This window comes from Roseovarius arcticus (genome assembly GCF_006125015.1).
Classification (GTDB): domain Bacteria; phylum Pseudomonadota; class Alphaproteobacteria; order Rhodobacterales; family Rhodobacteraceae; genus Roseovarius; species Roseovarius arcticus.
This window is the reverse complement of sequence record NZ_SZZN01000001.1, coordinates 1982685-2008762: the sequence shown is the minus strand read 5'-3', so window position 1 is coordinate 2008762 and position 26078 is coordinate 1982685. Positions and strand designations below refer to the sequence as shown.

The window sequence follows — 26078 nt, the reverse complement described above, 5'->3', positions numbered from 1 at the left end:
CCGGGGGTTCGGGGGTGGAAAACCCCCGGCACTGCCGCCTGCAATCGGAGCCGACCTTATGAATCATTTCCTCGACATTCACAAAACTGACCCTGCCGCCTTGCGCGGCATCATTGATAGCGCTGCCACGATGAAGTCCGCGCGCCAAGGCCGCAGTCGCGGCGCCCCCGACGACGATCAGCCGCTGTCGGGCCAGATGGTCGCCCTGATATTTGAGAAACCATCGACGCGCACACGCGTCAGCTTTGACGTGGGCGTGCGGCAGATGGGCGGACAGACGATGCTGCTGTCGGGCACAGAGTTGCAGCTGGGCCACGGCGAAACCATCGCTGATACCGCCCGCGTTCTCAGCCGCTATGTCGATCTCATCATGATCCGCACCTTCGACGAATCCGTGCTGATCGAGATGGCTGAATATGCAGACGTGCCGGTCATCAACGGTCTGACCGACCGTACGCATCCCTGCCAGATCATGGCAGATATCCTGACCTACGAGGAGCATCGCGGCCCCATCAAAGGCAAGAAGGTGGTCTGGTCCGGCGACGGCAATAACGTGTGCGCGTCTTTCTTGCACGCCGCCGGCCAGTTCGGTTTCGACATGACCTTTACGGGCCCCGCGCAGCTGGATCCCGAAGAGGAATTCGTCGGCCTCGCGCGCAAGGCGGGCGCGCGCATCAATATCGAGCGGGACCCCCACAAGGCCGTCGAGGGGGCCGATCTGGTCGTGACCGATACATGGGTGTCGATGCATGACAGCCAATCGGCCAAGGAACGGCGCCATAACATGCTGCGCGCCTATCAGGTGAATGAGGCGCTCATGGCGTCGGCCAAACCGGACGCCCTCTTTATGCACTGCCTGCCTGCCCACCGCGAGGAGGAGGCGACGAGCGCCGTGATGGATGGCGCAAACTCGGTCGTCTTTGATGAGGCAGAGAACCGCCTGCACGCGCAGAAGGCCGTCATGCGCTGGTGCCTCGGGCTTTAGCCATAGCCTTGCAAACCTGATGGTGCGCCGCCTAAACTGCGTATTCAAGACAGAGGGCGGCAGGATGCAAAAAGCACAGATCGGCGTTTACGGGCTGGGCACGATGGGCAGCGCGCTGGCGCTGAACATGGCCGAGCAGGGCATCGACGTCGCCGTCTCTAACCGCGAGACTGAATGGCTGGACGCCTTCATGACAGAGGCCGGATCGCTGGCCACACATCTGCATCCGTATGGCGAACTCAGGGAGTTTGCGGATAGCCTGACTGAGCCGCGCGTCATCCTTTTCATGATCCCCTCAGGCGCGCCAATGGATGCGATGATCGAGGCGATTCTGCCGCTTCTGTCGCCCGGCGACACCATCATAGACGGCGGCAACGCGGACTTTCATGCCACCCGCCGCCGAAGCGCCGATCTGGCCACGCGGGATGTCCATTTCGTCGGTATGGGCGTCTCGGGCGGCGAGGCGGGCGCGCGCCACGGCCCGTCGATGATGGTCGGCGGCAGCGCACATAGCTGGCAGCAATTGCAGCCTATCCTCACCGCCATCGCCGCCAAATACGAGGGCGATCCCTGCGTCGCACATCTGGGCCCGGATGGCGCGGGCCACTTCGTCAAGACTGTGCATAACGGGATCGAGTACGCCGATATGCAGGTCATCGCTGAGGTTTATGGCCTCATGCGCTACGGCCTCGCGCGTGATCCGCACAGCATCGGCGGCACGTTCACGGGCTGGAACGCCGGACCGCTGAGGTCCTACCTTGTCGAGATTACCGGCAAGGCGCTGGGCTATGACGATCCCATCACCGGCCATCCCGCAGTTGACGTGATCAAGGATGCGGCAGGCCAAAAAGGCACCGGCCGCTGGACCGTTATCGAGGCCGTGAAACTGGGCCAGTCGGCCAGCATGATTGACGCCGCTGTCGCCGCGCGAAGCTGGTCGTCCGAGAAAGAGACGCGGGTGCAGGCCGAGGTGATCTTAGGCGGCGACCGCACAGCTCTGGATCTGGGCGAGGACGTGCTGGAGGCGGCGTTTTTGGCTGCGCGGATCCTGAGTTATGCGCAAGGATTTCGCATATTGGAAGCGGCCAGCCTTGAGTATGATTGGGCGCTGGATTATGCACGCATCGCCCAGATATGGCGCGCGGGGTGCATCATCCGCTCGGCCCTTTTGGATGATATATCAGACGCGTTCAGCGCTGATATGCCGGGCGGGCAGCTCATCCTCGCGCCGTCCATGGCCGCCAAGCTGAGCGAGACGATCCCGGCCTTGCGCCGCGTGCTGGCGGCGGCGATCGCGGGCGGCCACGCGGTGCCTGCTATGGCGGCGGCGATCGGATGGTATGACACGATGCGGCAAGGGCGCGGGACCGCCGACATCATTCAGGCGCAGCGCGATTTCTTTGGCCATCACGGTTATGCCCGGCTGGGCGAGGCCGGTGTGCATCACGGACCTTGGTGGGATTGATCGCCTCTGGCGATAGGTTTTAAGTCGATGCTCAGCACCTAAGAATTTTTGCCAAGATGTGATCGCGGATCATTTGCGCGGTTTGGCGCGCAATGTTGGGTCTGCTTGGCTGGGGTCCTCGGGCCATGGGTGGCGCGGGTAGCGGCCTCGCAGGTCGCGGCGCACATCTGCATACGAACTGGCCCAGAAGCCGGGTATATCCAGCGTCGTTTGCACCGGGCGGCCTGCTGGCGATAACAGCGTGACGCGCAGCGGCGTTCGGCCCACCGTGGGGTGGGCAGTCTGGCCAAACATCTCTTGCAGGCGCAGTTGGATTTCGGGCGGATTAGTGCCGTAATCGATGGGAATGCGGCGCCCGAGCGGCGTGGTGAAATGCGGCGGGGCTAAGGTATCCAGCGCCTGCATCTGGTTCCAATCCAGCTGCGCGCGCAGCGCCTCCAGCATATCGAACCGCCGCCAGTCCTGCGCGGTCTTCACACTGCCGAGGAACGGCAGCAGCCAATCGTCCAGCCGCTCCATCAGTGCCGCATCGTCCATTCCCGGCAAATCCATGCCGGCATCCCGCCCCAGCGCCACACGCGCGGCAAAGCGGCGGGCAGCGTCCGTCCAGATCAGCCCGATCTCGCGCACGCCGTCCAGCATGGCGCGCGCGATGGCATCCTGCGGCGCATCCTTCCATTGGCGGTCCTCCAACATCAGCGCGCCGAATCGTTCCTGCTGGCGTGCCATCACGCGCCCCTCGCGGCGGGACCACGCGCAAGTGTCGTACCACTCGATTTGGCCCGCATAGAGACCGCGCAGCGCCGCATCCGGTAGTACGATGGCCTGCCTTATGCGCGCCTCACGCGGGTTGCCGTCGGTGTCCGTCACAACGATCAGACGCTGACCTGCCAGCGTATCGGCGGCGTCCAGCACCGCGCCCTTGCCGCCCGATAGCAGATAGCGCGGCGCATCGCCGGGGCGGCGCAGGCCTATCCGGTCGGGATAGGCGAGCGCAGCCATTTCGGCGTCAGTGAGAGTGCTGGCGCCTTTGGTCGTGGCCGCGCTGCGCAAGCGGCGGGCCTCTTGCGTAATTCGCTGTAGGACGGCGCGGCTGGGCGGGTAGGGGTGCTGGCCCTTTGGCTGGCGGATCGCCTTCAGGCGCAGGGCCAGATCGGCGGGTGCGCTGCGTGGCAGTGGATCGCGCTCGGACAGCAGCGCGGCCAGCGGCGCGGCATCCGGCCCGGCCAGCGCCAGCATATGCGCGAGGCGCGGATGTAGCGGCAGCGCAGCGAGGGTGCGGCCATGGTCGGTGATATGTCCCGACGCATCGAGCGCACCCAGCATCGCCAGCAGCGCCTGCGCCTCGGTGTAGCTGCCGGGGTTGGGCTGTGTCAGCAGCGGCATCTGATCCGGCAGGGCGCCCCAGAGGGCCATTTCCAGCGCAAGCGGGGCAAGATCGGCCGCCTCAATCTCGGCAGGGGGAAAGGCGGGTAGGGCGCCTTCTTCGCCGCGGGTCCAGAGGCGGTAGCAGATACCGGGCGCGACGCGGCCCGCGCGGCCTTGCCGCTGGGTCGCCTCGGCGCGGCTGACAGGCTCTGTCACCAGCCGGGCCATGCCTGATCCGGGATCGAACCGCGCGCGGCGGGACCGGCCCCCGTCGATCACGACGCGGATGTCCTCAATGGTCAACGAAGTCTCGGCGATAGAGGTCGCCAACACGATCTTGCGCCCGTCGCGCATGGGCGCGATGGCGGCCCGCTGGGCGGCGAAGTCCATCGCGCCAAAGAGGGGCCGGATCGTGCAATCTGGCGGCACGCGGCCCGCCAGCAACCCCTCCAGTCGCCGAATCTCGCCCTCGCCGGGCAGGAAAACCAGCACGCCGCCGTCAGTCTGACTTAGCGCCTCAACGGTCAGATCGGCCAAGGCCGCCTCGAACCGCGTACCTTTGCGCTGGGGGCGGTCCAGCCAGTGCGTTTCTACCGGGAATGCGCGGCCCTGCGACGTGATCAACGGCGCATCGTCCATCAGGGCCGCCACCGGCGCGGCATCCAGCGTGGCTGACATGACCAGGAGGTGCAGATCAGGCCGCAATGCGCCCGCAATTTCGAGGCAGAGCGCGAGGCCCAGATCGCCGTCGAGGCTCCGCTCGTGAAACTCGTCAAAGATGACAGTGCCTATGCCGCGCAACTCAGGGTCTGACTGGATGCGGCGGGTAAGGATACCTGTTGTAACCACCTCTATCTGCGTGGCGCCTGATACCTTTGCCTCGCCGCGCACGCGGTAGCCGACGGTCTGCCCGACCTCCTCGCCCAGCGTCTGGGCCATACGTTCGGCGGCGGCGCGAGCGGCAAGACGGCGGGGCTCCAACATGACGATACGGCCCGGTGCCAGACCCGCCTCCAGCAGCGCGAGGGGCACGAGTGTCGTCTTGCCCGCGCCGGGCGGCGCTTGCAAAACGGCGCGGCCATGGGACCGCATTGCGGCCAATAGCGCCGGCAGCGCCTCGGTGATGGGCAGATCTGTCATTCAGTCGCGCGTCATCTCGGCGGCAAATCGAACGGGGGCGGCGACGCGCATGTAACTCTCCGGTGCAGATCAAATGTCATGGCTGGTCTGGACAAGTCCCGGTGCGGCGCGGCATGAATACGGTCAAGGCGCGGGCGAAAGGAACGGGTGCAGATATGACCATCGACATTGCACAGCTTGAGCGCGGGATTGTCAAAGGGGATCGGCGCGCATTGTCGCGTGCGATCACCTTGGTCGAGAGCAGTCGCGCCGATCACCGCGAGGCGGCCGCCCAACTGATCGAGGCGCTAAAGGGCGAGGGCGGCGTGCCGCGCCAAGCGTTGCGCGTCGGGCTGTCGGGCACGCCGGGGGTCGGTAAATCGACATTTATCGAGGGGTTCGGCGGGATGCTGACGGCGCAGGGGTTGCGCGTGGCGGTCCTGGCCGTTGATCCCAGCTCTGCCCGGTCGGGCGGCTCGATCTTGGGTGACAAGACGCGGATGGACCTTCTTAGCCGCGATCCGAACGCGTTTATCCGCCCCTCGCCCAGCCAGACGCATCTGGGCGGCGTCGGGCGTCGCTCGCGCGAGGCGGTGGCGCTGTGCGAGGCAGCCGGCTTTGATATCGTGCTGATTGAGACGGTCGGAGTAGGCCAGTCCGAAACCGTGGTTGCCGAAATGTCAGATCTATTCGTGCTGCTGCTGGCCCCGGCGGGCGGTGACGAATTGCAGGGCGTCAAGCGCGGCATCATGGAAATTGCCGACATCATCTTGATAAACAAGGCCGACGGCGATCTGAAATCGGCGGCCAGTCGCACCTGCGCCGACTATTCCGGCGCGCTGCGCCTCTTGCGCAAACGCCCGCAAGATCCCGACGGATTCCCCAAGGCGATGATGGTGTCCGCGCTTGAGAATTCGGGGCTGGAGACGGCTTGGGGCGAGATGCAGACGCTGTTGGATTGGCGCCGCGAAAACGGCCATTGGGACGCGCGCCGCGCCAGTCAGGCGCAATACTGGTTCGAAGAGGAGGTGCGGCAGGGCCTGCTGGCGCAATTGCACACGCCGGACGCACGGGCCGCTCTGCGCGATCTGGGCGCTCAGGTGGCGGACGGCAAAACCACGCCCGCCATCGCCGCCCGCGCGCTGCTGGACAGGATCGGCGCGCGCGGTGCCGTGGACGGGTAAGGCGCTTTTGCGGCGCCCGTGTTGCGATGTATTTACCCACAGGATAGAAGGGCGTGCCGACCGCCTAGAAAAGCTACTGTTCAAAAGGTGCGCGTTCTCTTGCGTCGCAAGGCCATTATCAATCGCGCGCCCCTTGACGGGCCGGGCGATTCTGCCTAACTAGCGCCAACGGAATTGAGGGCGTGGCCTATGGTTTGCGCTCGATGGTCTTTTGACCGAATGAAACGGCCGATTGGCCTTCACCTGTAAGACGAGGATGACACCATGGCGCGCCGCTGCGAATTGACCGGAAAAGGCCCGATGGTTGGCAATAACTCCAGCCACGCTAACAACAAAACACGTCGTCGGTATCTGCCGAACCTGAATGATGTGACTCTGCAATCAGAGGCGCTGAACCGCGGGATTAAGCTGCGCATCACAGCCCACGCGCTGCGCAGTGTCGATCATCGCGGCGGTCTGGACGCATTCATGGCCAAGGCCAAGGATGTTGAGCTGTCGCCAAGCGCCCTTAAAGTCAAAAAAGAGATTGCCAAGGCATTGGCCGCAACAGCCTGATTTCAGCCTGTATGCGAAGTTATCCCAAATGGCCCTGCCTGAAACGGCGGGGCCATTTGCAATTTAGCGACCGTATTTTTTACGCCTTTGAGGTTGCTGGCCTTTTTCGGTGTGGATGGCGGCCCATATTATGGTCATGAGTATCAGCGCACGACGCCTTCTCGCGGCCCTTGTCGCGATTACATTGGTCCTGACAGCGCCTGCGCTGGCAATGGGGCGTAGTGGTACTGGCGCGTCCGGAGTGCTGGTCATCTGCACGGGTACCGGGCCCTTGAGCGTGGTGGTGGATGCGGACGGCCAGCCTACCGGGCGGGTGCATGTCTGCCCTGAATGTGCGCTTTCAGCGTTAAGTGGGGTTTTGCCGCTTGAGATGCGCGCGCCCATTTACATCCCCCGCACCTTCGCTGTGCGCGCGACAACCCAGGCCGCCCGCGCCGCATCCCAGCGCACGCCTATTCCGTCTGCGCGCGGGCCGCCTTTTGTAGCAGCCTGAACTGACTGACTTTCAATCAACAACGCTTTAAAGGAGAGACTTATGTCCTTCACATTTCGTTCCATCGCCGTCGCTGCGGCCATCGCCTGCGCCATGCCTGCCTTTGCGCAGGGCATCACCGTCGAGGATGCATATGTGCGCAGCGCATCGCCTACCGCCAAGACTGGCGCGGCATTCATGCAGGTCGTCAACGACGGCGAGGATGATCGCCTGATCGGCGCGGCGTCGCCCGCCGCCAATGTCGTCCAACTGCACACCCACATCGAGGGCGGTGACGGCGTCATGCAGATGAAGCATGTCGAAGAAGGTTTTGACGTGCCCGCAGGCACCACGCTGAGCATGGAGCGCGGCGGCAAGCATGTGATGATGATGGGGTTGACCGCGCCGCTGGCGCAGGGCGACGTCGTGCCTGTCACCCTCACCTTCGAGAAGGCCGGCGATATAACAATCGACGTACCCGTCGATCTGAAGCGTATGCCCGGCCAGTGATATTCGGCCAGTGACATCTGCGAAGGTGGCCCCGGCAATGGGGCCACCTTTAGCCTTTTCAGGCGCGCGCCGCGCCAAAACACCTCAAAGCAGCGATATGTTCGCAGCAATCTGCCGCCCGTCGCGCCCCTCTTCCATATCGAAGCTGACTTTTTGATCGTCTGCCAGCCCGGGCAGGCCCGAGCGTTCGATAGCAGAGATATGAACGAATACGTCGCTGCCGCCGCCGTCGGGCGCGATGAATCCGTAGCCTTTGGTGGTGTTGAACCATTTTACGGTGCCGTTTGGCATGCCGCTTCTCCTTTGCGTGTCGTATATGTCCGGCCCATAGCCGGGGTCATCAGACGGGGGGAGGTGCCAAGCATCTGGCCCCGCTGCACTATTGATTTTTGCACGGCCATCGCGAAAATCAAGCACTAGTGCGTAATACGGATTGGCGCGGTCGCCAAAACGCAGCTTAGTGGCTAATAATTCCGCTTTGATCGGACAGACGAAAGGGTGATGAGATGAAGATTTACGGGCTCAAGGCCTGCGATACCTGCCGCAAAGCCGCGCGCGCATTGCCGGATGCGGATCTGGTCGACATCCGTGCACATCCAATGCCGGATGCCTTGTTAGATGCTGCGATGGCGCAGTTCGGCGCGGCGCTGCTGAATACCCGCTCGACCACGTGGCGCAGTCTGCCCGAGGCAGAGCGGCAAGATGCGCCGATGGAGTTGCTGCGGCGCCATCCCGCGCTGATGAAACGCCCGTTGATTGACGCGGACGGAACGCTCTATCTGGGGTGGGGTGCGGACGTGCAGGCGGCGCTGGTCTAACGCGCGTCTAACCTGCGCTCTACCAATCGGTCTAGCGACAGGGGTCCTGCGCCTTTTAGGACCAGCACGATCAGCAGGAACATCCACAAACTGCGTTGGTCCATGATGATCGCATCCGGCACCCTGTCGAACCATGCGCCGACGGCGTCAGGCTCGGCCCAGAGATTGTGACCAATTAGATCGGTCAGTGTTTGCAGGGTGACAAAGCCGATCATTCCCAATGCGGCCAGCCGCGTGGCAAGGCCAAGCACGATCAGAGCGGGCAGGATGAATTCGGCCCATGTGCCGGCCATCACGACGAGGGTATGCAAAAAACTCAGCTGCCCGGCGTCGTATCCGGCAGCCTCCATGGCGCGGGGAAAAATCTGGGCATATGCACCAAGGGCCGGCTGAAAGAGGCCCAAAATACCATCTCCCAGCTTGGTCAGGCCCGATGTCCAGAAATAGAGCATAAAGATCGCAGCAAAGAGAAAACGCGCGAGCGTGCTGAGCACCCCGTCCGCGCGGTCGAGCGCACCAGTGACTGAGTTGTATAGTGAAATAAGCGAGTTCATGGCGCCCCTCCAGACTTGAGATTATGCAAGGCGTGGCCTGCGATGAGGATGCCCAGAATGGCAGGCAGGTCAAAGTCCGGAGCCTCTGCAAGCGCCGCGTCATGCGCCGCACTTACCGTTGCGCCACTGGCGAGGCCGGCGGCAAAGGCAGCCCCGCCCGGTCCCGCGACGGCCATCTGCGGATCGAAGGCGGGCCGCGTTACGATCACGTCCTGCGGCGCACCTGTGGGTTTGGGCGCATCAGCTTGCATGTTGTAGGCCCAGATTGCGTGAACAGGCCAACGCGATCTGATGATGCGCAGCGCCGGCGATAGCGTGATGCGTGCAGATAGCAGTGCCTCAGGTGCAAGGCTTTGCAAACTTGCAGGATCGAGCGGCTCGCAATCGGCGGAGTGATAGGATTCGCGCAAAGCCTGCTCTAACCGCGCGACATCGGGCAGATAAGCCAGATGCGCCAAAGGCGGGAACTGCTCCAGAAAGCCGGGCAGCGCCGCGCCATAGACCGCGATCATCGGCGCGATCGGCGGGTGCTGGCGCACGAATACGCCCATGATAGCGCGAAAATTTGTCGGTCCGATCAGCTTTTGCACGGCAGGAAATCCGGCCTCAAGCGCGTCGATCAGACTGGAGGCGACGTTGTTACGGTAAACGTCGAAACGCGCACCCGCAGGCCCGCCGCGCCCATCGCCCAGACCAGGCGGAACGGGTTTTTCCGCGTCCAGCAAAGCGGTGCGAAATGTGGTTTGATCACTCATGCGGGCACACGGGCGAGCGCGGCGGCGGCGCGCGCGGCCTCGGCCTGCAAGACCGGCCAGTCTGGCACGTCCGCATCCCATTCAATCAGCAGTGGCCGCGGCCCCGAGCGGGCCAACGTATAATCCAGCAGCGACCAGACTGGGTCCGCCACTTCGCGCCCGTGGCTGTCAATCAGCAGGGGCGTGCCATGCGTGCCTGCGTCCTCATCATGACCGCCGAGGTGCAACTCGCCGATATGCTGCACCGGAAAGGCGTCGATATAGCTGCGCGCGTCCAGCCCCAAATTATAGGCGGAGATAAAGACGTTATTCACGTCCAGCAGCAGGCCGCAGCCAGTGCGCGTGGCTACTTCGGCCAGAAAATCTGTCTCGCTCATCGTGCTGGATTCGAAGGCCAGATAGCTGGACGGGTTTTCCAGCAGCATGGGCCGACCGATCGCCTCTTGCAGCGCGTCGATGTGATCCGCGACACGCGTCAGCGTGGCAGGCGTATAGGGCAGGGGCAGCAGATCGTTCAGATATGCGCCGTCATGTGTGGACCACGCCAGATGCTCGGAGAAGCTGGCGGGGTTCAGCCAGTCCACCAGATGGCGCAGGCGGTCTAGATGATCGCGGTCCAGCGGACCCTCGCCACCAATGCTTAGGCCGACGCCGTGAACCGAAATTGCAAAGCGCTCAGACAGGTCGCGGAGTTGCGCAAGAGGGCGCCCGCCGTCGCCCATGTAATTCTCGGCATGGATTTCCAGCCATTCTACAGGGGCGGCGTTCGCTATCAGATCGCTGTAATGCTGCGCCTTGTAGCCGACGCCGATACCATGTGGCAGCGTGCCGTGCGGGGCGGAAGGGCGGGCGGTATCGTCCAGCATGGCGATCTCTCCGGTCTGGTTCGTGTAGTGGGTGCCGCAAGGCGCACGCGGGCAGGGGGACTTGCCCCAGTGCGCCTTGGGCGTCAGTCTGGCTTAGGCCGGGATATCACGCTCCAGCTCTTCCAGCGAGCCTGCGCGCGCCGTGCCATCGTCCATTGCGGGCAGTTCCATCGTAGTGCAGCTGCCCTCGTCGACGAGCGACCAGGCGTTGCCCTGGTAGTCGACCTTGGACGTGCCTGCACATGTGGTGCCAGCGCCGGCTTTGCAGTCATTCTCGCCAGCCAGCGACACGCCAAAGCATTTGACTTGCTCTGCGGCGGATGCGGTGGTGGCCTGTGCGGCCAACGCGGCGGTAAATGCGCCTGCGATGGCGAAAGTCTTGATCATAGTGGACATATCGTTTTCTCCCATTGATTCTGGATATCGCGGTAATCGGCGATGAACCAAGCATAGAGAGCCAGCCGCACATCGCCAGTAAAGCATGCGTTAGACACGAAGCTGTCAGACGCGCGTCAGAACGCCGCACCTGTTATTAAAGGGAAATTTCGGCTGCAAGATGCGGCGCGTCGCTATGTTTCGGCGGCGCGCCGCTTGTTTTTAACGTATTGTTACAGAAGATCGGGGGCTGTTGCCTCAATCGAAAGCGCGTCCAGTACCTCTGTCAGAGCCTCTACACGCGTCTCCTTTTCACCAAGGCGGCGCAGCGAAACGGTGCGATCCTCGATCTCGCGGTGCCCGCACGCGAGGATGACAGGCACTTTTCCGACCGAATGTTCGCGCACTTTGTAGTTGATCTTCTCGTTGCGCACGTCCGCCTCGGCGCGGACGCCCACCGCTTGCAATGCTGCGACGACCTCCTGCACATATTCGTCCGCCTCGGACACAATGGAGGCGACGACCACTTGGCGCGGTGCCAGCCAAAATGGCAGCTTGCCCGCGTGTTCCTCGATCAGGATGCCGATAAAGCGCTCAAAACTGCCAAGGCAGGCCCGGTGAAGCATAAAGGGACGCTGTTTGCTGCCGTCCGCTGCGATGTAAGTTGCACCCAGACGCTCGGGCAAGTTCGGGTCCACCTGAAAGGTGCCGCACTGCCATGTCCGGCCAATCGCGTCGGTCAGGTAGAAGTCAAGTTTGGGGCCGTAGAATGCCCCATCGCCAGGCTCTAGCGTGAAATCGCGGCCGGTCGCCTTGATTGCGCCTTCCAGCGCGGCTTCGACATGATCCCACGACGCGTCGCTCCCAACGCGCACTTCAGGGCGGGTGGCAAACTTGATCTCAAACTCAGCAAAACCCAGATCGGCGTAAATATCGGCCAGAAAGTTGATGAACTTCGCGCATTCCGCCTCGATCTGGTCCTCTGTGCAAAAAATATGAGCATCATCTTGGGTGAAGCCGCGCACGCGCATAATACCATGTAGCGCGCCCGACGGCTCGTAACGCGAGCATGAACCGAATTCAGCCAAGCGCAATGGCAGATCGCGGTAGGATTTCAGGCCTTGATTGAACACCTGCACGTGGCAGGGGCAGTTCATCGGTTTGAGGGCGTTCACGGCCTTTTCGCGGGCGTGCTCCTCCTCGACCTCGACGATGAACATGTGGTCCTGATATTTATCCCAGTGACCCGACGCCTCCCACAGCTTGCGGTCGACAACTTGGGGCGTGTTTATCTCTTGATAGCCGCCCGCGCGCTGCTTGCGGCGCATATAGTCCTGCAATTCGGTGTAGATGGTCCAGCCATTGGGATGCCAAAACACCTGACCGGGGGCCTCTTCCTGCATGTGAAACAGGTTCATTTCGCGGCCCAGCTTGCGGTGGTCGCGCTTGGCGGCCTCCTCCAGCATGTGCAGATGCGCCTTGAGCTTTTCCTTGGAACTGAACGCGACGCCATAAATGCGTTGCAACATCTCGCGCTTGCTGTCGCCGCGCCAATAGGCGCCTGCGACGCTCATTAGTTTGAACGCATCGGCGGGCAGTTGGCCGGTGTTCTGCAGGTGCGGACCGCGGCACAGATCCTGCCAGTCGCCGTGCCAATACATGCGCAACGGCTCATCGCCGGGAATTGCCTCAATCAGCTCCACCTTGAACGGCTCGCCCGCGTCCTCATAGTGCTTTACCGCACGCGGGCGGTCCCACACCTCGGTGCGGACCGGGTCGCGCGCGTTTATGATCTCGCGCATCTTCTTTTCGATGAGGCCCAGATCCTCGGGTGTAAATGGCTCCTTGCGGTCGAAATCATAGTACCAGCCGTTCTCAATGACCGGGCCGATGGTGACCTTGACGTCGGGCCAAATTGCCTGAACGGCGCGCGCCATGACATGTGCCAGATCGTGGCGGATCAGCTCATCTGCCTGCGCGGCGTCCTGCATGGTGTGTATCGCAATTTCGGCGTCTTTGGTGATCGGCCATTGCAGATCCCAGTGCTGGCCGTCGACCGTGGCGGAAATAGCCTTTTTTCCCAAGGATTTTGAGATATCGGCCGCGACTTCGCCGGGTGTGATGCCGGGGGCATAGTCACGGGCGTTGCCGTCGGGAAATGTCAGGGAGATTTGGGCCATCTTGGGCGCTCCTCGTCGGTTTGGCGCCTACAGGTGCGCCCGGTTGCGGGTGAGTGGCCCTTGTGCCGCCGCCATTGGAATGTGTCAAGCGGCCCGGCTGCGATTCAGGTTGGCGGCAAGCGGGCAGGGCGGATAGACTGACGTGGAAACCCCGCCAAAGGAGCGCCCAATGCCCCATTTCAATCCAAACATCGAACTTGGCATCCACGATATGGAACTGATCGAAGATGCCTTGCGCCATGCCAAGCAGCGCCTGTCGATTCCGGGCGGCCCCGACGCAAATGCGGCCATCGCGGGTCGTAGCGTGCGCGAAATCGACGAATTGCTGGGCCGCCTACACAATCAAAAGGTGTTTTTTCGCCCCAGTAAAACGCCGTATGTGGGCGGTTAGGCCGGCATGACGGACGCGCAGCCCAGCTATCTAAACACAGATGGCGGCCGCCGCATCGCCTATCATCAAAGCCACGGGGACGGGCCTGGGGCCGTGTTCCTTGGCGGCTTCATGTCGGACATGCAAGGCACCAAGGCTGTGCACCTAGAGGCGCAGGCGCGCGCGCGCGGACACGCATTTTTGCGGTTTGATTACTCCGGCCATGGCGCATCATCGGGCGCATTCACCGATGGTTGTATATCGGACTGGGCGGCTGATGCGATGGCCGTGATCGAGGCACTTACCCAAGGCCCGCAGATCCTGGTCGGCTCGTCCATGGGCGGCTGGATCGCCCTACTGATCGCACGGCTGACGCCAGCGCGGATTGCCGGCCTCGTGACCATTGCCGCCGCGCCGGACTTTACCGAGGACAGCATGTGGGCAGGTTTCACCGCGGCGCAGCGGGCGGAGGTGATGGAGGCCGGGCAAATCTCACTGCCCAGCGACTACGATGCACCCTATACGATCACACGAAAGCTGATCGAAAATGGGCGCCAGAACCTTGTCTTGAGGAGCCCCTTGAATTTACCCGTTCCTGTTCGATTTCTGCAAGGAACTGCGGATAAAGACGTCGATATGGGCGTCTCATTATCGCTTTTGGAACATGCGCGTGGCCCGGATATGCGGCTGACACTTGTGGCTGGTGCCGATCACCGGTTCTCGGACGCGGCATGTTTGGGCCTTATAGACGATGCTATAACCGAGGTGCGTGCGAGCGCCGCGCGCTGATGCGGCGCCCCCGATCAATGCGCGGTCTGGAGGAGTTGGGGCGGGTGCGCCTCAGCCGTCATTTCTATATGCGCGACTTCCTCCATTCCGAAATCGGCAGCCTTCATGGTATCCCGAACATTCCCGATAATCCGGACGCTGCAATCGAGATGGGCCGCGCCCTGTGCGAGACGCTGCTTGACCCACTGCAAGAGACGTTTGGGCGCATTGCAATCCGCTCTGGATATCGCAGCCCCGCTCTCAACCGCTTTGGGAATGAGAACGGCCTGAACTGTGCGCGGAATGACGCCAACATCGGCTCGCACATCTGGGACTTGGGCGGTGGGGATCAACGCGGCGCTTGTACGTCACTGGCTATTCCGTGGTTCGCGGATAGATATGCTGATGGGCGCGATTGGCGTGACCTTGCATGGTGGCTGCATGATCATTTGAACTATTCGGAAATGTATTTCTTTCCAAAGCTTTGCGCTTTGAATTTAAGCTACCGCGCTAAACCTTTGCGCACCATTTCGAGCTATATCGCGCCCAAGGGTCTGCTGCTGCGTGCTGGCGCCGCCCCGCTTGAACCCGCAGCTACGCGCCGTGCGCGATATGCCGATTTTCCACCATTCCGCGGCATCACCTACCCTTGAGCGCCAAGTCGCGGTTGACGCCCGCGCGCTCTCTGCCAGTGTGCGCGCCAGCGGGTGCCCCGCTAATCTGAAAGGACGCGTCCATGAACGAGCCACTCGTTCTATTGCCCGACATGATGTGCGACGCGCGCGTCTTTGGCCCTCAACTGGCGGAGCTTAGCGCCGATCATGCAATTACGGTTGCGCCCGTGACCGGCGGCGACCGGATTGAGGAAATTGCGTCGAATCTGCTGGATGTGCTGCCGCGCCGCTTTGCGCTTGCCGGTTTGTCGCTGGGCGCGTCCGTCGCGATGGAACTGGTGCGCCGCGCGCCGGGCCGCGTCACGCGTATCGCGTTGATGGGGGCGAGCGTCTTTGCCGAGACGCCGCAGGGCGCCGCCGATCTAGAGCCAATCATCATGAAGGCGAGGGCGGGCAACCTTGACGCCTTTGTGGCCGGTTTCATACCGCCCGGGACGTTGGCGCCCGGCCCGCAGCGGGCCGAGGTGATGGAGCTACTATGTGATATGGCCGCTCACTTGGGCACCGATACGGTGATCCGGCAGGCCCGCGCCGTGCAGCGTCGCCGCGATTACCAGGCCGAGGCACGCCGTTTCAAGATGCCGACGCTGGTGTTATGCGGCGCGTATGACGGCCCGGCCCCAATCAAGCGGCACCAGTTTCTGGCGGACCTAATTCCCTATGCGGAGCTGAGCGTGATTCAAGGGGCCGGCCGGTTGCCCACGCTTGAGCAACCTGATGCTACGACGGATGCGCTGATGGCCTGGATGCGGCAGCCGCTGGTCTTACGTTAAGACGAGCGACTAACCTGTTTAAGCGGCTGCGTTTTTATTAGCGGCTTTTGGGGTGGCTTTAACCTTGGCCGTACCCGCGTCACCGCTGTTCTTGTCAATAAAGCTGAGGACCAGAGGCCGGATATTCTTGCGCCAGCTGCTACCGGCAAAGATGCCATAATGGCCCGCCCCCGGCTCTAGGTGCTGGGCTTTTTTCGCATCGGGCAGGCCAGTACATAGATCCAGCGCCGCGACGCACTGGCCGGGGGCAGAAATATCATCCTTGCCACCCTCGACCGTCATGATCGCAACATTGGTAATCTTGCCCATATCGACCTTGCGGCCTTCAATGGTGAATTCGTTTTTCGCGACTTCCAAGCCCTTAAAGATCCGCTCAACCGTTGAGAGGTAGAATTCGGCGGGCATGTCCATCACGGCCAGATACTCATCATAGAACCTGTTGTGCCGATCATGATCGCCATCCTCGCCGCGTGCAACGGCTGCGATCTGGTCACTGAATGCCTTGCTGTGCATTTCGCTATTCATCGAGATGAAGGAGGCCAGTTGTAGCAGGCCAGGATAAACCATGCGGCCAACACCTGAGTATTTGAATCCGACGCGCTGGATCATCGTCTGCTCCAACTGGCCCATCGTCACGCGGCGACCGAAATCGGTCACCTCGGTCGGGGATGCGTCGGGGTCAACCGGACCGCCGATCAACGTCATGGAGGCAGGCTGCGCGTCCGGGTCCTGCTCGGCCAGATACGCGGCAGCAGCCAGGGCAAGCGGGGCAGGCTGGCACACAGCGATAACATGGCTGTCCGGTCCCATTTCACGCATAAAATCAGCTAGATATAGGGTGTAGTCCTCAACATCGAATTTGCCTGCACTGACGGGGATGTCACGCGCATTGTGCCAGTCGGTAATGTAGACCTCGCAGTCGACCATCAGACTTTTGACTGTCGAGCGCAGAAGCGTTGCATAGTGCCCCGACATTGGCGCGACCAGCAAAATCTTGCGCTTCATCGCGGGGCGGCCCGGCACGGCAAAGTGTAGCAGGTTGCCGAATGGTTTTTTGACGACAGTGTCTATGCTGACCAGATGATCGCGGCCATCCTCGCAGGTGAATGTGCGAATGCCCCAATCGGGCTTTACTGTCATGCGAGCGAAAGTCCGCTCGGTCACTTCGCCCCATGCCGCGATCCACTGAAAGGCAGGGTTTGGCGTCATGCTGAAAATAGGATAGGATGAGAAAGATAAGGCCGTGGCCCCTAGCCATTGATTGGCGTTGCGCATTGATTCCATCATGTCATACGTGGCCATGTAGCGCATCGGATCTCCTCTGGGGTGTTATGCCCCTGATATATTTGGCGCATTTGGGCGCACTGGGCGCCTCAAGCAAATGCTGCATAGCAGCAAAGTAGGGTGAAACGATTAAAATGGCAACGGATCAGCAAACTGGCGACGAAAATAATGGCGAAAATGCCCCAGATGGTGGGGAGGTCCGTGACCGCATGGCCACCAATCTTGCCCGCGTGGAAGCCCTGTCGCAGCGCCTTATAGCTGCGTTATCCTCGCGCAATCCGCCCAACTCGGTGCTGAGCGGTCCGGGGAATGATCTTTTTGCCAAGGCTGCCGCCAGTTATTGGTCTGAGGCAGTCGAAAACCCTACCAAGCTGTACGCGAATCAGATTGCCTATTGGAGCGAGTCGGTACGCCATTTCGCCGAAGCGCAGCGCCTGATGCTGACGGGCGGCACCGCGACGCCCGAAGTGGGTGCCCCCAAGGACAAACGCTTTGCCAATCCTCTTTGGGCCACGCACCCCTATTTTCGGTATGTCCGCGAACAGTATGAGTTGAACGCGCAGGCCGTCGGGCAGGCGGTGGCAGACGCGGGCGATCTGGACCCGATCGAGAAAAAGCGGCTCGACTACTTCTCGCGCCAGATAGTCGACATGATGGCGCCCACAAATTTTCTGGGCACCAACCCCGACGCGCTGGAAAGGGCAGTCGCGACTGACGGGGAGAGTTTGGTAAAGGGCCTGGAAAATCTGGTAGCAGATTTGGAGGCAAATGGCGGCGAAATGGTCGTGCGCCTCGCAGACGAGAGCGCCTTTTCGCTGGGCGAGAATATCGCGACCACGCCGGGCAAAGTCGTCTACCGCAACGATATGATGGAGTTGATCCAATACGCGCCCAGCACCGATAAGGTGCGCGCGATTCCACTGATCATCTTTCCGCCTTGGATCAACAAGTTCTACATTCTCGACCTCAAAGCGCAAAACAGTCTGATCAAATGGGTGACCGAGCAGGGGTATACCCTGTTTGTCGTGTCGTGGATCAATCCCGATGTCAGCCATGCCGATGTCGGCATGGAGCAGTATATCGAGGACGGCTATCTGGCCGCCATTCGCGAGGCGCGAGCGATCACCGGGCAAAAACAGGTCAACGCGGTCGGCTATTGCATCGCCGGCACCACGCTGGCGCTGACCTTGGCGCTGATGAAGGCGCGCGGGGACAAATCCGTGAAGTCCGCAACGTTTTTCACGGCGCTCACCGATTTCGATAATCAGGGCGAATTCACGCCCTTCCTGCAAGACGATTTTGTCGACGGCATTGAGGCCGAGGTCGAAGCGCAAGGCATCCTGCGGTCCTTTATTCTGGGCCGCACGATGAGTTTCTTGCGCTCGAACGATCTGATTTATACGCCTGCCATCCGCTCTTATATGCTGGGCGAGGCGCCGCCAGCCTTCGATCTGCTCTATTGGAATGGTGACGGGGCCAATCTGCCAGGGCGCATGACGCGGCAATACCTGCGCGGGCTATGCCAAAATAATGCGTTTGCCGAGGATGGGTTCGAATTGCTGGGGCACAAGCTAAAATTGGCTGATGTCAATGTGCCGCTGATGGCGATCACCTGCGAGACAGATCACATCGCGCCGTGGAAGGACTGCTTTCGCGGGATGCAGCAGGTTAGCTCAAAGGATCGTACGTTCATCGTGTCGCAGTCGGGCCATATCGCGGGCATCGTCAATCCACCCAGCAAAAAGAAATACGGCCACTACACCAATGGCGACTGGTCCGGTGGATCGGACGACTGGATGGAGGCAGCAACCTTTACCGAAGGCAGTTGGTGGCCTCGTTGGGAGGAATGGCTGAGGACGCGATCAGGCGCACAGATCCCGGCCCGCGAGCCGGGCGATTCGGACCATCCGGCGTTAGAAGACGCGCCCGGATCCTACGTTCGCCGCCGCGCCAGCCGCTGAAAATCACTCTACGTCAACGTCTTGCTCGAAAAATGCTGCAGTGCAGAAAAAGTACTTGAAATGCCGCGATGCAGCATCCATATTGTTTGCAGACGCAGTAATGGCGGAACAAACTCCGCCCATCAAAAAGGAGCTACACCATGGCTAAAGCACAAGACATGAACACGATGATGAAAGACATGATGGGCGCATTCCCCGTCGACACGAAGTCGATGGAAGACGCGTTCAAAAACCAAGCCGCTCTTAGCGAGAAGCTTTCCAGCGTTGCCCTCAGCGCGGCTGAGAAATCGGCAGAAATCTCCAGCGCTTGGACCAAGACCACGCTGGCGAAGATGTCCGACATGTCCAAGGCACAGACCGAGCCTGCCGATTACGCCAAGGCGATGAGCGATTTCGCATCCGCCAACGCCGAAGTCGCAGCCGAGAACATGGCTGCCTTCGCCGAAGTCGCCAAGAAGGTCCAGATGGAAACCGTTGAACTGATGATGAGCGCAGGCCGCGATCTTCAGGAAGACGCCTCCAAGGCCGTCAAGAAAGCGACCGACGACATGGGCGCCGCTGCGAAAAAAGCAGGCGTTAAGTAAGCGATAGACACAAGCCGCGCCGACCCTCCAGTGGGGCTCAGGGCGCGACTGACTATAGGGCGGGCCGCTATGCGGCTCGCCCTTTCTTTTTGCGCGCGCAGCGAATAGGCTCGCTGCACCGCTGCATTAACTCAGGGAGGCACGCAACGTGGCTGACAACGGCAAACCCCTTTTGATCAAACGCTACGCTAGCCGGCGCCTCTATAATACCGAGACGTCAGATTACGTGACGCTTGACGATATCAGCCAATTCATCCGCGACGGCCGCAACGTTCAGATCATAGACCTGAAATCAGGCGATGATCTGACGCGCCAATACCTGCTGCAGATCATCGCTGATCACGAAAGCCGCGGCGAGAACGTTCTGCCGACCAACGTTCTGAATGATCTGGTGCGCAGCTACACAACGCAGGCAACCAGCGTCGTGCCCGAATTTCTCGCCGCCAGCTTTGAGATGCTGCGCGATGGCCAATCGAAGGTTCTGGCCAACATGACCCAATCCAATCCCATGGCACGGATGCCGGGGATGGAGGCTATGCGCGCCCAGCAGGAGGCGTTCATGAAGGCGATGACTGGTGGTATTGGCGGCCTCAGCGGGATGTCCAGTGCAGCCAAGACGCCAGATGAGTCCCGCGAGGGCGGCGAGTTGGACGATATCAAGGCGCAGTTGGCCGCGCTCCAGCGCCAGTTGGCCAAGATGGGCAAGTAAGCCGCTGTGGCGGGCAGCTCTGGCAAAATTACTTTGTGGGGGATTGAGGTGTTTATCGCTGCGGCGGACGAACGCTCGATTTCCGCCGCCGCCCGTCGCCTTGGCGCGTCAGCGTCCACCGTTAGCCAGCAACTCAGCAATCTGGAGGCCGCCCTCGGTGCGCCCTTGCTGGATCGAAGCGCACGTCCCCTCCGTCTGACCCGCGCGGGCGAGATTATGCACCGCCGCGCCCAAACAATTCTGGCCGAGGCCGCGCAAGCCAAGGCCGAACTGGCCATGGCCGATCTTGCGCGCCTGACCAATGTCAGGCTTGGAATGATCGAGGATTTCGAGGCCGACGTGACGCCTCGTTTGTTGACCCATATGGCCGGGCAGCTAACCACGTGTCAGTTCTTGCTAGAAACGGGCGCCAGCCACGTTTTGCACGACCAACTGGACGCGCAGCACCTCGATATCGTGGTCGCCGCACAGCTGGGCGAGGGAGGCGGCGCCGACTGGGCCGAGGTGCATCCTCTTATGCGAGAGGGCTTTGTCGTGGCTGTACCCAAGGGCCAGATCGAAGCGGACGCAGCCACGCTCGACCAGCTCTGCGCCCTGCCGCTGATCCAGTATACGACGCGGCATTACATGGGGCGCTTGATTACATCGCACCTCGCGCGTCACGCCGCCCCCATCCCTCACCGTTTCGAGTTGGATAGTTATCATGCGATTCTCGCGCTAGTGGGGCAGGGCAGCGGTTGGACTATCCTGCCGCCGCTCGCGCTGATGCGCGGTCGCCGCTTTGCGGACCTGATCGACGTGCTGCCCTTACCATTGGCACCGTTGACGCGCACGATAGCGCTCACTGCGCGCCAAGATATTTTAGGCACGATGCCGTCCGAAGTGGCAGCCACGCTGAAGCCAATCCTGCAGGACGCCATTGTCAGGCCAGCGCTCGCGCGCTACCCCTTTATGAAAGGCGCTCTGACGGTGCTATAGGTCGTGGGCATCTGGCAGAGATACTCAGAGTGCTGATCGGCCCGGCCAGTGCCTCACGTCCCGTAGGCGCGCGCCTCATCTCCCATCACGTCTTCGGCGGCGCCCAGAATAGCCGCTGCAATCGCGTCCTGCTGCTGACGCGTCAGGCGCGCGGGTAGGCGGGTGTCGCAGGCACGGGACAACATGGCGCGCGTCATGGGCAACTCTGGCACCGGCCCCTCAATGAACTGCCAGTTCCAGAAGGCCCGCGCGTTATCCTGGCTCTGGCCGAAAATCTGTACCTTCACGCCGCGATCCGCCGCCGCCTTGGCAAAGGCGAGGGCATCTGCATCGCTCATCCCGGTCAGGTTGAATTGGATTGAGTCGGGCGCACGCTTCTCCGGCTCTAGCGCGGCGGGCACCGTCAGCCACGGACTTTGTTCTAGCAGGCTTGCCACGTGATCATGCCCCGCGCGCCCGTCACGCACCCGGCGCGGGATTTCGTCCAGCTGCGGTCGGATCAGCGCGGCGCTTAGGTTGCTTAGGCGTAGATTGTATAACGGCAGCTTGTTCTGCCAGCGGCCGAATGCAGCCTTCAGTGCGTTGTCACCGTGGGCCAGATGTTTGGCCCAATTATGCTCGTACGCGCCCGACATGATGATCGCGCGCGCCACCAGATCGGCATCGTCCGTGATCATGATGCCGCCTTCACCGGCGTTCAACAGCTTGTATGACTGGAATGAGAAACAGCCGATGCGCCCTATCGTGCCGATATTGCGCCCATGCCAAGTCGTGCCCAGCGAATGGGCCGCGTCCTCGACCACCGGGATGCTGCGCGCATCGCACAGCGCCATAATCGCGTCCATGTCAGAGGTGTGTCCGCGCATGTGGCTGACGATTACAGCGTCCACACTGTCCAGCCGCGCCTCAAAATCGGTCATGTCGATGCGGTAATTGTCGCCCACTTCGCATAGTACTGGCACGCAATCGGCATGGATCACCGACGACGGCACGGCGGCAAAGGTGAACGCCGGTATCAGCACGCGCGCGCCGCGCGGCAGACCCAGTGCCTTTAGTGATAAAAACAGCGCGGCTGAGCAGCTTGAGACAGCAAGCGCGTAGCGAGATCCCATGGTTGCGGCGAACTCGGTCTCTAGCAGCGATACGGGCGAATCCTGCGGCGCGGTGTACCGAAACAAATCGCCCGTTTGCAGCATCGCGTCGATGGCTGCGCGGGCGGCCTCTGGGATTGGCTCGGCGTCGTAGGTGTTCGGCGGCAGGCAGGTTGTGATTTGGGCGCTGGCGGACATTGCTTCACCTTTTCCGAAAAGACATTTCGGAAAATATAAACAAGAGGAGCCATTTCCGAAAGAGAAAATTCTATTCGAACTGCGGCAATGTGGCTAAAATGACCTCCACATGCCTACTTTTACGCCAAAATCCTCGGCATTCCTGAGACTGGTCGTCAGACCCACCTCAATGTGGCGACCCGCCGAGATAGGCCATACGACCGATCCGCCGAGGCGCAGGAAGTCGGGGTCTGCTATCGGGCCGCCCTGCTGAAGTTGGCCGATCAGCATCGTTTCGCTGGGCAATGTCAGGCCCACTGTGGTGTCGATCGCCAGCGAGATTTCGTCTGTGGTCCAGCGTGCGCGCGTGTCGACGCTCCACCATCCGTTCAGATCGTTAATGCTCAGGCTGCGGCCCACGGAAATTCCGGGTCTGAGCGCTGCCCCTTCGTCCAGCGTTCCTGCCCCTAGTTCAAACACGATATGCAGCCCCTCGCGCGATAGCGGCATCAAGACAAAGGCCAGCCCTTTGTGATCGCCGCCTTCGTCGCTGCCAATATCGAGGCCCACGGTCAGATCGGGATTTATCCCGTATTCTGCATAAAGAGTGCCGTAGGTGCTGGTGTCGTCATCGTCCTGAACCTTGATCGTCGAGGACAAGAAACCGTCGCCTTCCGCGCGCAGCCATGCGCCCGCAGTTGCAGGCGATGCCCCCATAATGAGGGCGAGCAGCAGGGCAATAAGACGGCTCATGCGCCGATATTCGTTAAACTTGGTAAACGGGAGGTTAACTGGCGCGATATTTCAGGGTGACTGCCGCGCCCTGCCTCAAACGCCCAGTCGGTCGCGCAGTGAATACCACGTCATTGCCAGTATCAGCAGCGGCGTGCGAAGCGCCGCGCCGCCCGGAAAGGGTGTGGCCGGAACCCGTGCCATCGTGTCAAAGCCTGCTGCCTCGCCTGCCACGGCATCCGCCATCAGTTTGCCCGCATGGGTCGCACTGCCGACGCCGTGGCCCGAATAGCCCGACGCGCTTAGGATATTGGGTGCGACACGCGCCAGATACGGCATCCGCTTGATCGTGATCGCAAGTGTGCCGCCCCACGCATAGTCGATCTTTACGTCGCTCAGATGCGGGAAAATCTGGCTCATCGGCTTGCGAACCAAAGCGGGGATGTCTGCCGGGAAGCGGTAGCCGTAGCTCTCGCCGCCGCCAAAAAGCAGGCGGTTATCATGGCTTAGGCGGAAATAGTTAACAACGAATTTGGTATCGGCGATCGCGATGTCCTGCGTCAGCACGCGCGCGGCATCCTTGCCCAGCGGCTCGGTCGCCGCAATGAAATTGTTAATGGGCATGACGCGGCTCGCCACTTTGCCGTTCAGGCCGCCAAGATAGCCGTTACAGGCGAGAATGATGTGCTCTGCGCTGATTTGGCCTTGCGCCGTGTGCACAGTGGCGCGCGCGCCCTCATCAATGCCTGTCACTTCGCTACGCTCGTAAATCCGTACGCCTGCTGCCTGCGCTGCGCGGGCAAGGCCGAGCGCATAGCGCAAGGGATGCAGATGCGCCGCGCCCATGTCCAGAACGCCGCCGTGATAAGCGGGCGAGGGACAAAGGGCGTGCATCGCGTCCTTGTCCAGCTTTGTCAGGTGTTCGTATCCATAGCGGTCGGCCAAGTGGTCCGCATATGCGTGTTCATGCGCGACCTCAGAGGCGGAGAAGCATGCCTCGGCAATGCCGGGCGCCAGATAGCAATCAATCTCGTGCTTTGCGATCAGAGACTTGACCAGAGATTTGGCGTCCTCGGCCAGCTCCCACAGCTTGGCTGCGTCGCTGTCGCCCATCAGCCGTTCCAACCCTTGCTGGTCCATCCGCTGGCCGCTGCCGAGCTGGCCGCCATTGCGCCCCGACGCGCCAAAGCCGACGCGCTGCGCCTCAACCAGCGCCACGTCCATGCCCGCCTCTGCCAGATGTAGCGCCGCCGACAAGCCGGTGTAGCCTGCGCCGACAACGATCACATCGGCCCGCTCTGTGCCGCGCAGAGGCGCGAATTCGGGCAGCGCATCCGATGTGGCGGCATACCAGCTGGCGGGATATTCCCCGGCGCGGTCGTTAGCGTGAAGCAGATTCATCGCCAAGGCGTCACACGTTCAGCAGCAGATGCTCGCGTTCCCAAGGAGAGATAACCTGAAGAAACTCCTCGTACTCGGCACGCTTCACGATGGAATAGACGCGCGCGAAATCCGGGCCCAGCACCTCGTGCAGCTTGGACGCCTCGTCAAAGAGGTCCAGCGCATCGCCCAGCACAGGGGGCACGCCGCCTTCGCCCAAATAGCTGTCGGTGGTGCATTCGGGTGCAGGCATTTCCTGCTCTTCGAGGCCCAGAAGGCCGCAAGCGAGGCTGACCGCGATGCCCAGATACGGATTGCAGTCCATTCCGGCGAGGCGGTTTTCGACGCGCCGCGCCTCGGGCGAGGAGAGCGGCACGCGGATGCCAGTGGTGCGATTGTCGCGGCCCCAGTCCAGATTGATCGGCGCCGCATGATCCTTGACGTAGCGGCGATAGGAATTGACGTACGGCGCCAGCACGGCGATGGCGCTGGGCAAATGGCGCTGCATTCCGCCGATAAAGTAGTAAAAGGCGTCCGTTTCCTTGCCATCCTTGTCGGAAAAGACGTTTTGACCTGTTTTGATATCCAGCACCGAGTGGTGGATGTGCATGGCCGATCCCGGCTCTTCTGCGATGGGCTTGGCCATGAAGGTGGCAAAGCAATCGTGCCGCATCGCGGCCTCGCGGATCAAGCGTTTGAAGTAGAACACCTCGTCGGCCAGCTTTACCGGATCGCCGTGCGCCAGATTGATCTCTAGCTGGCCGGCGCCGCCCTCTTGGGTGATGCCGTCAATCTCAAAACCCTGCGCCTCGGCGAAATCGTAGATGTCGTCGATCACCGGGCCAAACTCGTCCACGGCGGTCATCGAATACGCCTGACGCGCGGCGGCAGGCCGGCCTGAGCGGCCCATCATTGGCTTGATGCTTTGGGCCGGGTCGATGTTGCGGGCAACCAGATAAAACTCCATCTCGGGCGCGACTACGGGCGTCAGGCCGCGCGCCTCATAGGCGGCGACGACGCGTTTCAGCACGTTGCGCGGCGAGAATGGGATCGCCTTCATGTTGCGGTCAAAGGCGTCGTGGATCACCTGCAATGTCCAGTCACCCGTCCAAGGCGCGGCGCTGGCGGTGGTCATGTCGGGGACAAGGATCATGTCCTGTTCAATGAATCCCGTCTCGCCCGCCGCTTCGCCCCAGTCGCCGGTGATGGTCTGAAAAAAGATCGAGTCTGGCAGGTGAAAATGCTTCTGCTTGGCGAATTTTGAGGCGGGCAGCGCCTTGCCGCGTGCGATGCCGGGCAGGTCAGAGATGATGCATTCCACCTCGTCCAACCGCTTGCCTTCGAGGTATTCGCGCGCCGCTTCGGGCAGGTCTTTGGTCCAGTCGGCCATT

General features: G+C 61.6%; 27 protein-coding genes. 15 read left to right on the top strand and 12 right to left on the bottom strand.

Annotated elements, in window-relative coordinates; translation table 11 throughout:
* Positions 1 to 58: 58 nt before the first annotated feature.
* Positions 59 to 985: an ornithine carbamoyltransferase gene (gene argF / locus MK6180000_RS09490; protein WP_138934508.1), complete on the top strand. Its 927-nt coding sequence runs from the start codon at positions 59 to 61 to the stop codon at positions 983 to 985.
* Positions 986 to 1049: 64 nt separating this feature from the next.
* The gene (gene gndA / locus MK6180000_RS09485; protein ID WP_138934507.1) at positions 1050 to 2450 is read left to right on the top strand and encodes an NADP-dependent phosphogluconate dehydrogenase; all 1401 of its coding nucleotides are present in this window, start codon (positions 1050 to 1052) and stop codon (positions 2448 to 2450) included.
* A gap of 69 nt (positions 2451 to 2519) precedes the next feature.
* Here the strand turns inward: gndA and hrpB are convergent, their stop codons facing one another.
* The gene (gene hrpB, locus MK6180000_RS09480; RefSeq protein WP_138934506.1) at positions 2520 to 4958 is read right to left on the bottom strand and encodes an ATP-dependent helicase HrpB; all 2439 of its coding nucleotides are present in this window, start codon (positions 4956 to 4958) and stop codon (positions 2520 to 2522) included.
* A gap of 155 nt (positions 4959 to 5113) precedes the next feature.
* Here hrpB and meaB point away from each other — a divergent pair, with 155 nt between their 5' ends.
* The 4 genes from meaB to MK6180000_RS09460 all read left to right on the top strand — a co-directional run bounded on the left by meaB (position 5114) and on the right by MK6180000_RS09460 (position 7658).
* The gene (gene meaB, locus MK6180000_RS09475; RefSeq protein ID WP_138934505.1) at positions 5114 to 6121 is read left to right on the top strand and encodes a methylmalonyl Co-A mutase-associated GTPase MeaB; all 1008 of its coding nucleotides are present in this window, start codon (positions 5114 to 5116) and stop codon (positions 6119 to 6121) included.
* A gap of 264 nt (positions 6122 to 6385) precedes the next feature.
* Positions 6386 to 6676: a 50S ribosomal protein L28 gene (gene rpmB, locus MK6180000_RS09470; RefSeq protein WP_138934504.1), complete on the top strand. Its 291-nt coding sequence runs from the start codon at positions 6386 to 6388 to the stop codon at positions 6674 to 6676.
* 136 nt (positions 6677 to 6812) lie between these two features.
* Positions 6813 to 7169, top strand: a complete 357-nt coding sequence (locus MK6180000_RS09465) for a DUF2946 family protein (protein WP_171054588.1) — start codon at positions 6813 to 6815, stop codon at positions 7167 to 7169.
* Positions 7170 to 7211: 42 nt separating this feature from the next.
* Positions 7212 to 7658 carry a copper chaperone PCu(A)C gene (locus MK6180000_RS09460; protein ID WP_138934502.1) on the top strand — a complete coding sequence of 149 codons (447 nt, stop codon included), beginning with the start codon at positions 7212 to 7214 and terminating at the stop codon, positions 7656 to 7658.
* An 84-nt stretch (positions 7659 to 7742) separates the two neighbouring features.
* Here MK6180000_RS09460 and MK6180000_RS09455 read toward each other — a convergent pair whose 3' ends face one another.
* Positions 7743 to 7949, bottom strand: a complete 207-nt coding sequence (locus MK6180000_RS09455; protein WP_138934501.1) for a cold-shock protein — start codon at positions 7947 to 7949, stop codon at positions 7743 to 7745.
* A 215-nt stretch (positions 7950 to 8164) separates the two neighbouring features.
* Between MK6180000_RS09455 and MK6180000_RS09450 the strand changes: the two genes are divergently transcribed.
* Positions 8165 to 8476 (top strand): arsenate reductase family protein, encoded by a 312-nt coding sequence (locus tag MK6180000_RS09450; protein WP_138934500.1) that lies wholly within the window; start codon positions 8165 to 8167, stop codon positions 8474 to 8476.
* Here the strand turns inward: MK6180000_RS09450 and MK6180000_RS09445 are convergent.
* From MK6180000_RS09445 to thrS, 5 genes are all read right to left on the bottom strand, one after another.
* Positions 8473 to 9030 carry a DoxX family protein gene (locus tag MK6180000_RS09445; RefSeq protein WP_138934499.1) on the bottom strand — a complete coding sequence of 186 codons (558 nt, stop codon included), beginning with the start codon at positions 9028 to 9030 and terminating at the stop codon, positions 8473 to 8475. The two genes, MK6180000_RS09450 and MK6180000_RS09445, sit on opposite strands and share 4 nt — an antisense overlap.
* Positions 9027 to 9785 carry an HvfC/BufC N-terminal domain-containing protein gene (locus tag MK6180000_RS09440; RefSeq protein WP_138934498.1) on the bottom strand — a complete coding sequence of 253 codons (759 nt, stop codon included), beginning with the start codon at positions 9783 to 9785 and terminating at the stop codon, positions 9027 to 9029. Before MK6180000_RS09440 ends, MK6180000_RS09445 begins: the two co-directional genes overlap by 4 nt.
* Positions 9782 to 10651, bottom strand: coding sequence for an MNIO family bufferin maturase (bufB, locus tag MK6180000_RS09435; RefSeq protein ID WP_138934497.1), 870 nt, complete (start codon positions 10649 to 10651; stop codon positions 9782 to 9784). Before bufB ends, MK6180000_RS09440 begins: the two co-directional genes overlap by 4 nt.
* 93 nt (positions 10652 to 10744) lie before the next feature.
* A complete protein-coding gene (locus MK6180000_RS09430) occupies positions 10745 to 11047 on the bottom strand; it encodes a BufA1 family periplasmic bufferin-type metallophore (RefSeq protein WP_138934496.1) in 303 nt (100 codons plus the stop codon).
* 212 nt (positions 11048 to 11259) lie between these two features.
* Positions 11260 to 13206, bottom strand: coding sequence for a threonine--tRNA ligase (gene thrS / locus MK6180000_RS09425; protein WP_138934495.1), 1947 nt, complete (start codon positions 13204 to 13206; stop codon positions 11260 to 11262).
* A 169-nt stretch (positions 13207 to 13375) separates the two neighbouring features.
* On the opposite strand from thrS, the gene MK6180000_RS09420 reads away from it, so the two are divergent.
* The 4 genes from MK6180000_RS09420 (at position 13376) to MK6180000_RS09405 (ending at position 15791) form a co-directional block, all read left to right on the top strand.
* The gene (locus MK6180000_RS09420; protein WP_138934494.1) at positions 13376 to 13597 is read left to right on the top strand and encodes a hypothetical protein; all 222 of its coding nucleotides are present in this window, start codon (positions 13376 to 13378) and stop codon (positions 13595 to 13597) included.
* A gap of 6 nt (positions 13598 to 13603) precedes the next feature.
* On the top strand, positions 13604 to 14365 hold the full coding sequence (locus MK6180000_RS09415) for an alpha/beta fold hydrolase (RefSeq protein ID WP_138934493.1): 762 nt from the start codon (positions 13604 to 13606) through the stop codon (positions 14363 to 14365).
* A complete protein-coding gene (locus tag MK6180000_RS09410; protein WP_246040476.1) occupies positions 14365 to 14997 on the top strand; it encodes a hypothetical protein in 633 nt (210 codons plus the stop codon). Before MK6180000_RS09415 ends, MK6180000_RS09410 begins: the two co-directional genes overlap by 1 nt.
* A gap of 83 nt (positions 14998 to 15080) precedes the next feature.
* Positions 15081 to 15791, top strand: a complete 711-nt coding sequence (locus MK6180000_RS09405) for an alpha/beta fold hydrolase (protein WP_138934492.1) — start codon at positions 15081 to 15083, stop codon at positions 15789 to 15791.
* Between the two features lie 18 nt (positions 15792 to 15809).
* On the opposite strand, the gene phaZ is transcribed toward MK6180000_RS09405, so the two are convergent.
* Complete coding sequence (phaZ, locus tag MK6180000_RS09400) at positions 15810 to 17102, bottom strand: polyhydroxyalkanoate depolymerase (RefSeq protein ID WP_138934491.1); 1293 nt, start codon at positions 17100 to 17102, stop codon at positions 15810 to 15812.
* Positions 17103 to 17209: 107 nt separating this feature from the next.
* On the opposite strand from phaZ, the gene MK6180000_RS09395 reads away from it, so the two are divergent.
* The 4 genes from MK6180000_RS09395 to MK6180000_RS09380 all read left to right on the top strand — a co-directional run bounded on the left by MK6180000_RS09395 (position 17210) and on the right by MK6180000_RS09380 (position 21307).
* On the top strand, positions 17210 to 19036 hold the full coding sequence (locus MK6180000_RS09395) for a PHA/PHB synthase family protein (RefSeq protein ID WP_138934490.1): 1827 nt from the start codon (positions 17210 to 17212) through the stop codon (positions 19034 to 19036).
* A 140-nt stretch (positions 19037 to 19176) separates the two neighbouring features.
* A complete protein-coding gene (locus MK6180000_RS09390) occupies positions 19177 to 19620 on the top strand; it encodes a phasin, PhaP (RefSeq protein ID WP_138934489.1) in 444 nt (147 codons plus the stop codon).
* Positions 19621 to 19768: 148 nt separating this feature from the next.
* Positions 19769 to 20329 (top strand): polyhydroxyalkanoate synthesis repressor PhaR, encoded by a 561-nt coding sequence (gene phaR, locus MK6180000_RS09385; protein WP_138934488.1) that lies wholly within the window; start codon positions 19769 to 19771, stop codon positions 20327 to 20329.
* Positions 20330 to 20335: 6 nt separating this feature from the next.
* Positions 20336 to 21307: a LysR family transcriptional regulator gene (locus MK6180000_RS09380; protein ID WP_138934487.1), complete on the top strand. Its 972-nt coding sequence runs from the start codon at positions 20336 to 20338 to the stop codon at positions 21305 to 21307.
* Positions 21308 to 21360: 53 nt separating this feature from the next.
* Here the strand turns inward: MK6180000_RS09380 and MK6180000_RS09375 are convergent, their stop codons facing one another.
* The 4 genes from MK6180000_RS09375 to MK6180000_RS09360 form a co-directional block, all read right to left on the bottom strand.
* Complete coding sequence (locus MK6180000_RS09375; protein WP_138934486.1) at positions 21361 to 22596, bottom strand: DegT/DnrJ/EryC1/StrS family aminotransferase; 1236 nt, start codon at positions 22594 to 22596, stop codon at positions 21361 to 21363.
* 93 nt (positions 22597 to 22689) lie between these two features.
* Complete coding sequence (locus MK6180000_RS09370) at positions 22690 to 23328, bottom strand: hypothetical protein (RefSeq protein ID WP_138934485.1); 639 nt, start codon at positions 23326 to 23328, stop codon at positions 22690 to 22692.
* Between the two features lie 75 nt (positions 23329 to 23403).
* A complete protein-coding gene (locus MK6180000_RS09365; protein ID WP_138934484.1) occupies positions 23404 to 24708 on the bottom strand; it encodes an NAD(P)/FAD-dependent oxidoreductase in 1305 nt (434 codons plus the stop codon).
* A gap of 10 nt (positions 24709 to 24718) precedes the next feature.
* Positions 24719 to 26077 (bottom strand): glutamine synthetase family protein, encoded by a 1359-nt coding sequence (locus MK6180000_RS09360; RefSeq protein ID WP_138934483.1) that lies wholly within the window; start codon positions 26075 to 26077, stop codon positions 24719 to 24721.
* Position 26078: the final 1 nt, after the last annotated feature.

What these genes read in the sequence shown, in the direction of transcription:
- argF (WP_138934508.1), top strand. Translation starts at nt 59, where the DNA reads ATGAATCATTTCCTCGACATTCACAAAACTGACCCTGCCGCCTTGCGC.
- gndA (WP_138934507.1), top strand. Translation starts at nt 1,050, where the DNA reads ATGCAAAAAGCACAGATCGGCGTTTACGGGCTGGGCACGATGGGCAGC.
- hrpB (WP_138934506.1), bottom strand. Translation starts at nt 4,958, where the DNA reads ATGACAGATCTGCCCATCACCGAGGCGCTGCCGGCGCTATTGGCCGCA.
- meaB (WP_138934505.1), top strand. Translation starts at nt 5,114, where the DNA reads ATGACCATCGACATTGCACAGCTTGAGCGCGGGATTGTCAAAGGGGAT.
- rpmB (WP_138934504.1), top strand. Translation starts at nt 6,386, where the DNA reads ATGGCGCGCCGCTGCGAATTGACCGGAAAAGGCCCGATGGTTGGCAAT.
- MK6180000_RS09465 (WP_171054588.1), top strand. Translation starts at nt 6,813, where the DNA reads ATGAGTATCAGCGCACGACGCCTTCTCGCGGCCCTTGTCGCGATTACA.
- MK6180000_RS09460 (WP_138934502.1), top strand. Translation starts at nt 7,212, where the DNA reads ATGTCCTTCACATTTCGTTCCATCGCCGTCGCTGCGGCCATCGCCTGC.
- MK6180000_RS09455 (WP_138934501.1), bottom strand. Translation starts at nt 7,949, where the DNA reads ATGCCAAACGGCACCGTAAAATGGTTCAACACCACCAAAGGCTACGGA.
- MK6180000_RS09450 (WP_138934500.1), top strand. Translation starts at nt 8,165, where the DNA reads ATGAAGATTTACGGGCTCAAGGCCTGCGATACCTGCCGCAAAGCCGCG.
- MK6180000_RS09445 (WP_138934499.1), bottom strand. Translation starts at nt 9,030, where the DNA reads ATGAACTCGCTTATTTCACTATACAACTCAGTCACTGGTGCGCTCGAC.
- MK6180000_RS09440 (WP_138934498.1), bottom strand. Translation starts at nt 9,785, where the DNA reads ATGAGTGATCAAACCACATTTCGCACCGCTTTGCTGGACGCGGAAAAA.
- bufB (WP_138934497.1), bottom strand. Translation starts at nt 10,651, where the DNA reads ATGCTGGACGATACCGCCCGCCCTTCCGCCCCGCACGGCACGCTGCCA.
- MK6180000_RS09430 (WP_138934496.1), bottom strand. Translation starts at nt 11,047, where the DNA reads ATGTCCACTATGATCAAGACTTTCGCCATCGCAGGCGCATTTACCGCC.
- thrS (WP_138934495.1), bottom strand. Translation starts at nt 13,206, where the DNA reads ATGGCCCAAATCTCCCTGACATTTCCCGACGGCAACGCCCGTGACTAT.
- MK6180000_RS09420 (WP_138934494.1), top strand. Translation starts at nt 13,376, where the DNA reads ATGCCCCATTTCAATCCAAACATCGAACTTGGCATCCACGATATGGAA.
- MK6180000_RS09415 (WP_138934493.1), top strand. Translation starts at nt 13,604, where the DNA reads ATGACGGACGCGCAGCCCAGCTATCTAAACACAGATGGCGGCCGCCGC.
- MK6180000_RS09410 (WP_246040476.1), top strand. Translation starts at nt 14,365, where the DNA reads ATGCGGCGCCCCCGATCAATGCGCGGTCTGGAGGAGTTGGGGCGGGTG.
- MK6180000_RS09405 (WP_138934492.1), top strand. Translation starts at nt 15,081, where the DNA reads ATGAACGAGCCACTCGTTCTATTGCCCGACATGATGTGCGACGCGCGC.
- phaZ (WP_138934491.1), bottom strand. Translation starts at nt 17,102, where the DNA reads ATGCGCTACATGGCCACGTATGACATGATGGAATCAATGCGCAACGCC.
- MK6180000_RS09395 (WP_138934490.1), top strand. Translation starts at nt 17,210, where the DNA reads ATGGCAACGGATCAGCAAACTGGCGACGAAAATAATGGCGAAAATGCC.
- MK6180000_RS09390 (WP_138934489.1), top strand. Translation starts at nt 19,177, where the DNA reads ATGGCTAAAGCACAAGACATGAACACGATGATGAAAGACATGATGGGC.
- MK6180000_RS09375 (WP_138934486.1), bottom strand. Translation starts at nt 22,596, where the DNA reads ATGTCCGCCAGCGCCCAAATCACAACCTGCCTGCCGCCGAACACCTAC.
- MK6180000_RS09370 (WP_138934485.1), bottom strand. Translation starts at nt 23,328, where the DNA reads ATGAGCCGTCTTATTGCCCTGCTGCTCGCCCTCATTATGGGGGCATCG.
- MK6180000_RS09365 (WP_138934484.1), bottom strand. Translation starts at nt 24,708, where the DNA reads ATGAATCTGCTTCACGCTAACGACCGCGCCGGGGAATATCCCGCCAGC.
- MK6180000_RS09360 (WP_138934483.1), bottom strand. Translation starts at nt 26,077, where the DNA reads ATGGCCGACTGGACCAAAGACCTGCCCGAAGCGGCGCGCGAATACCTC.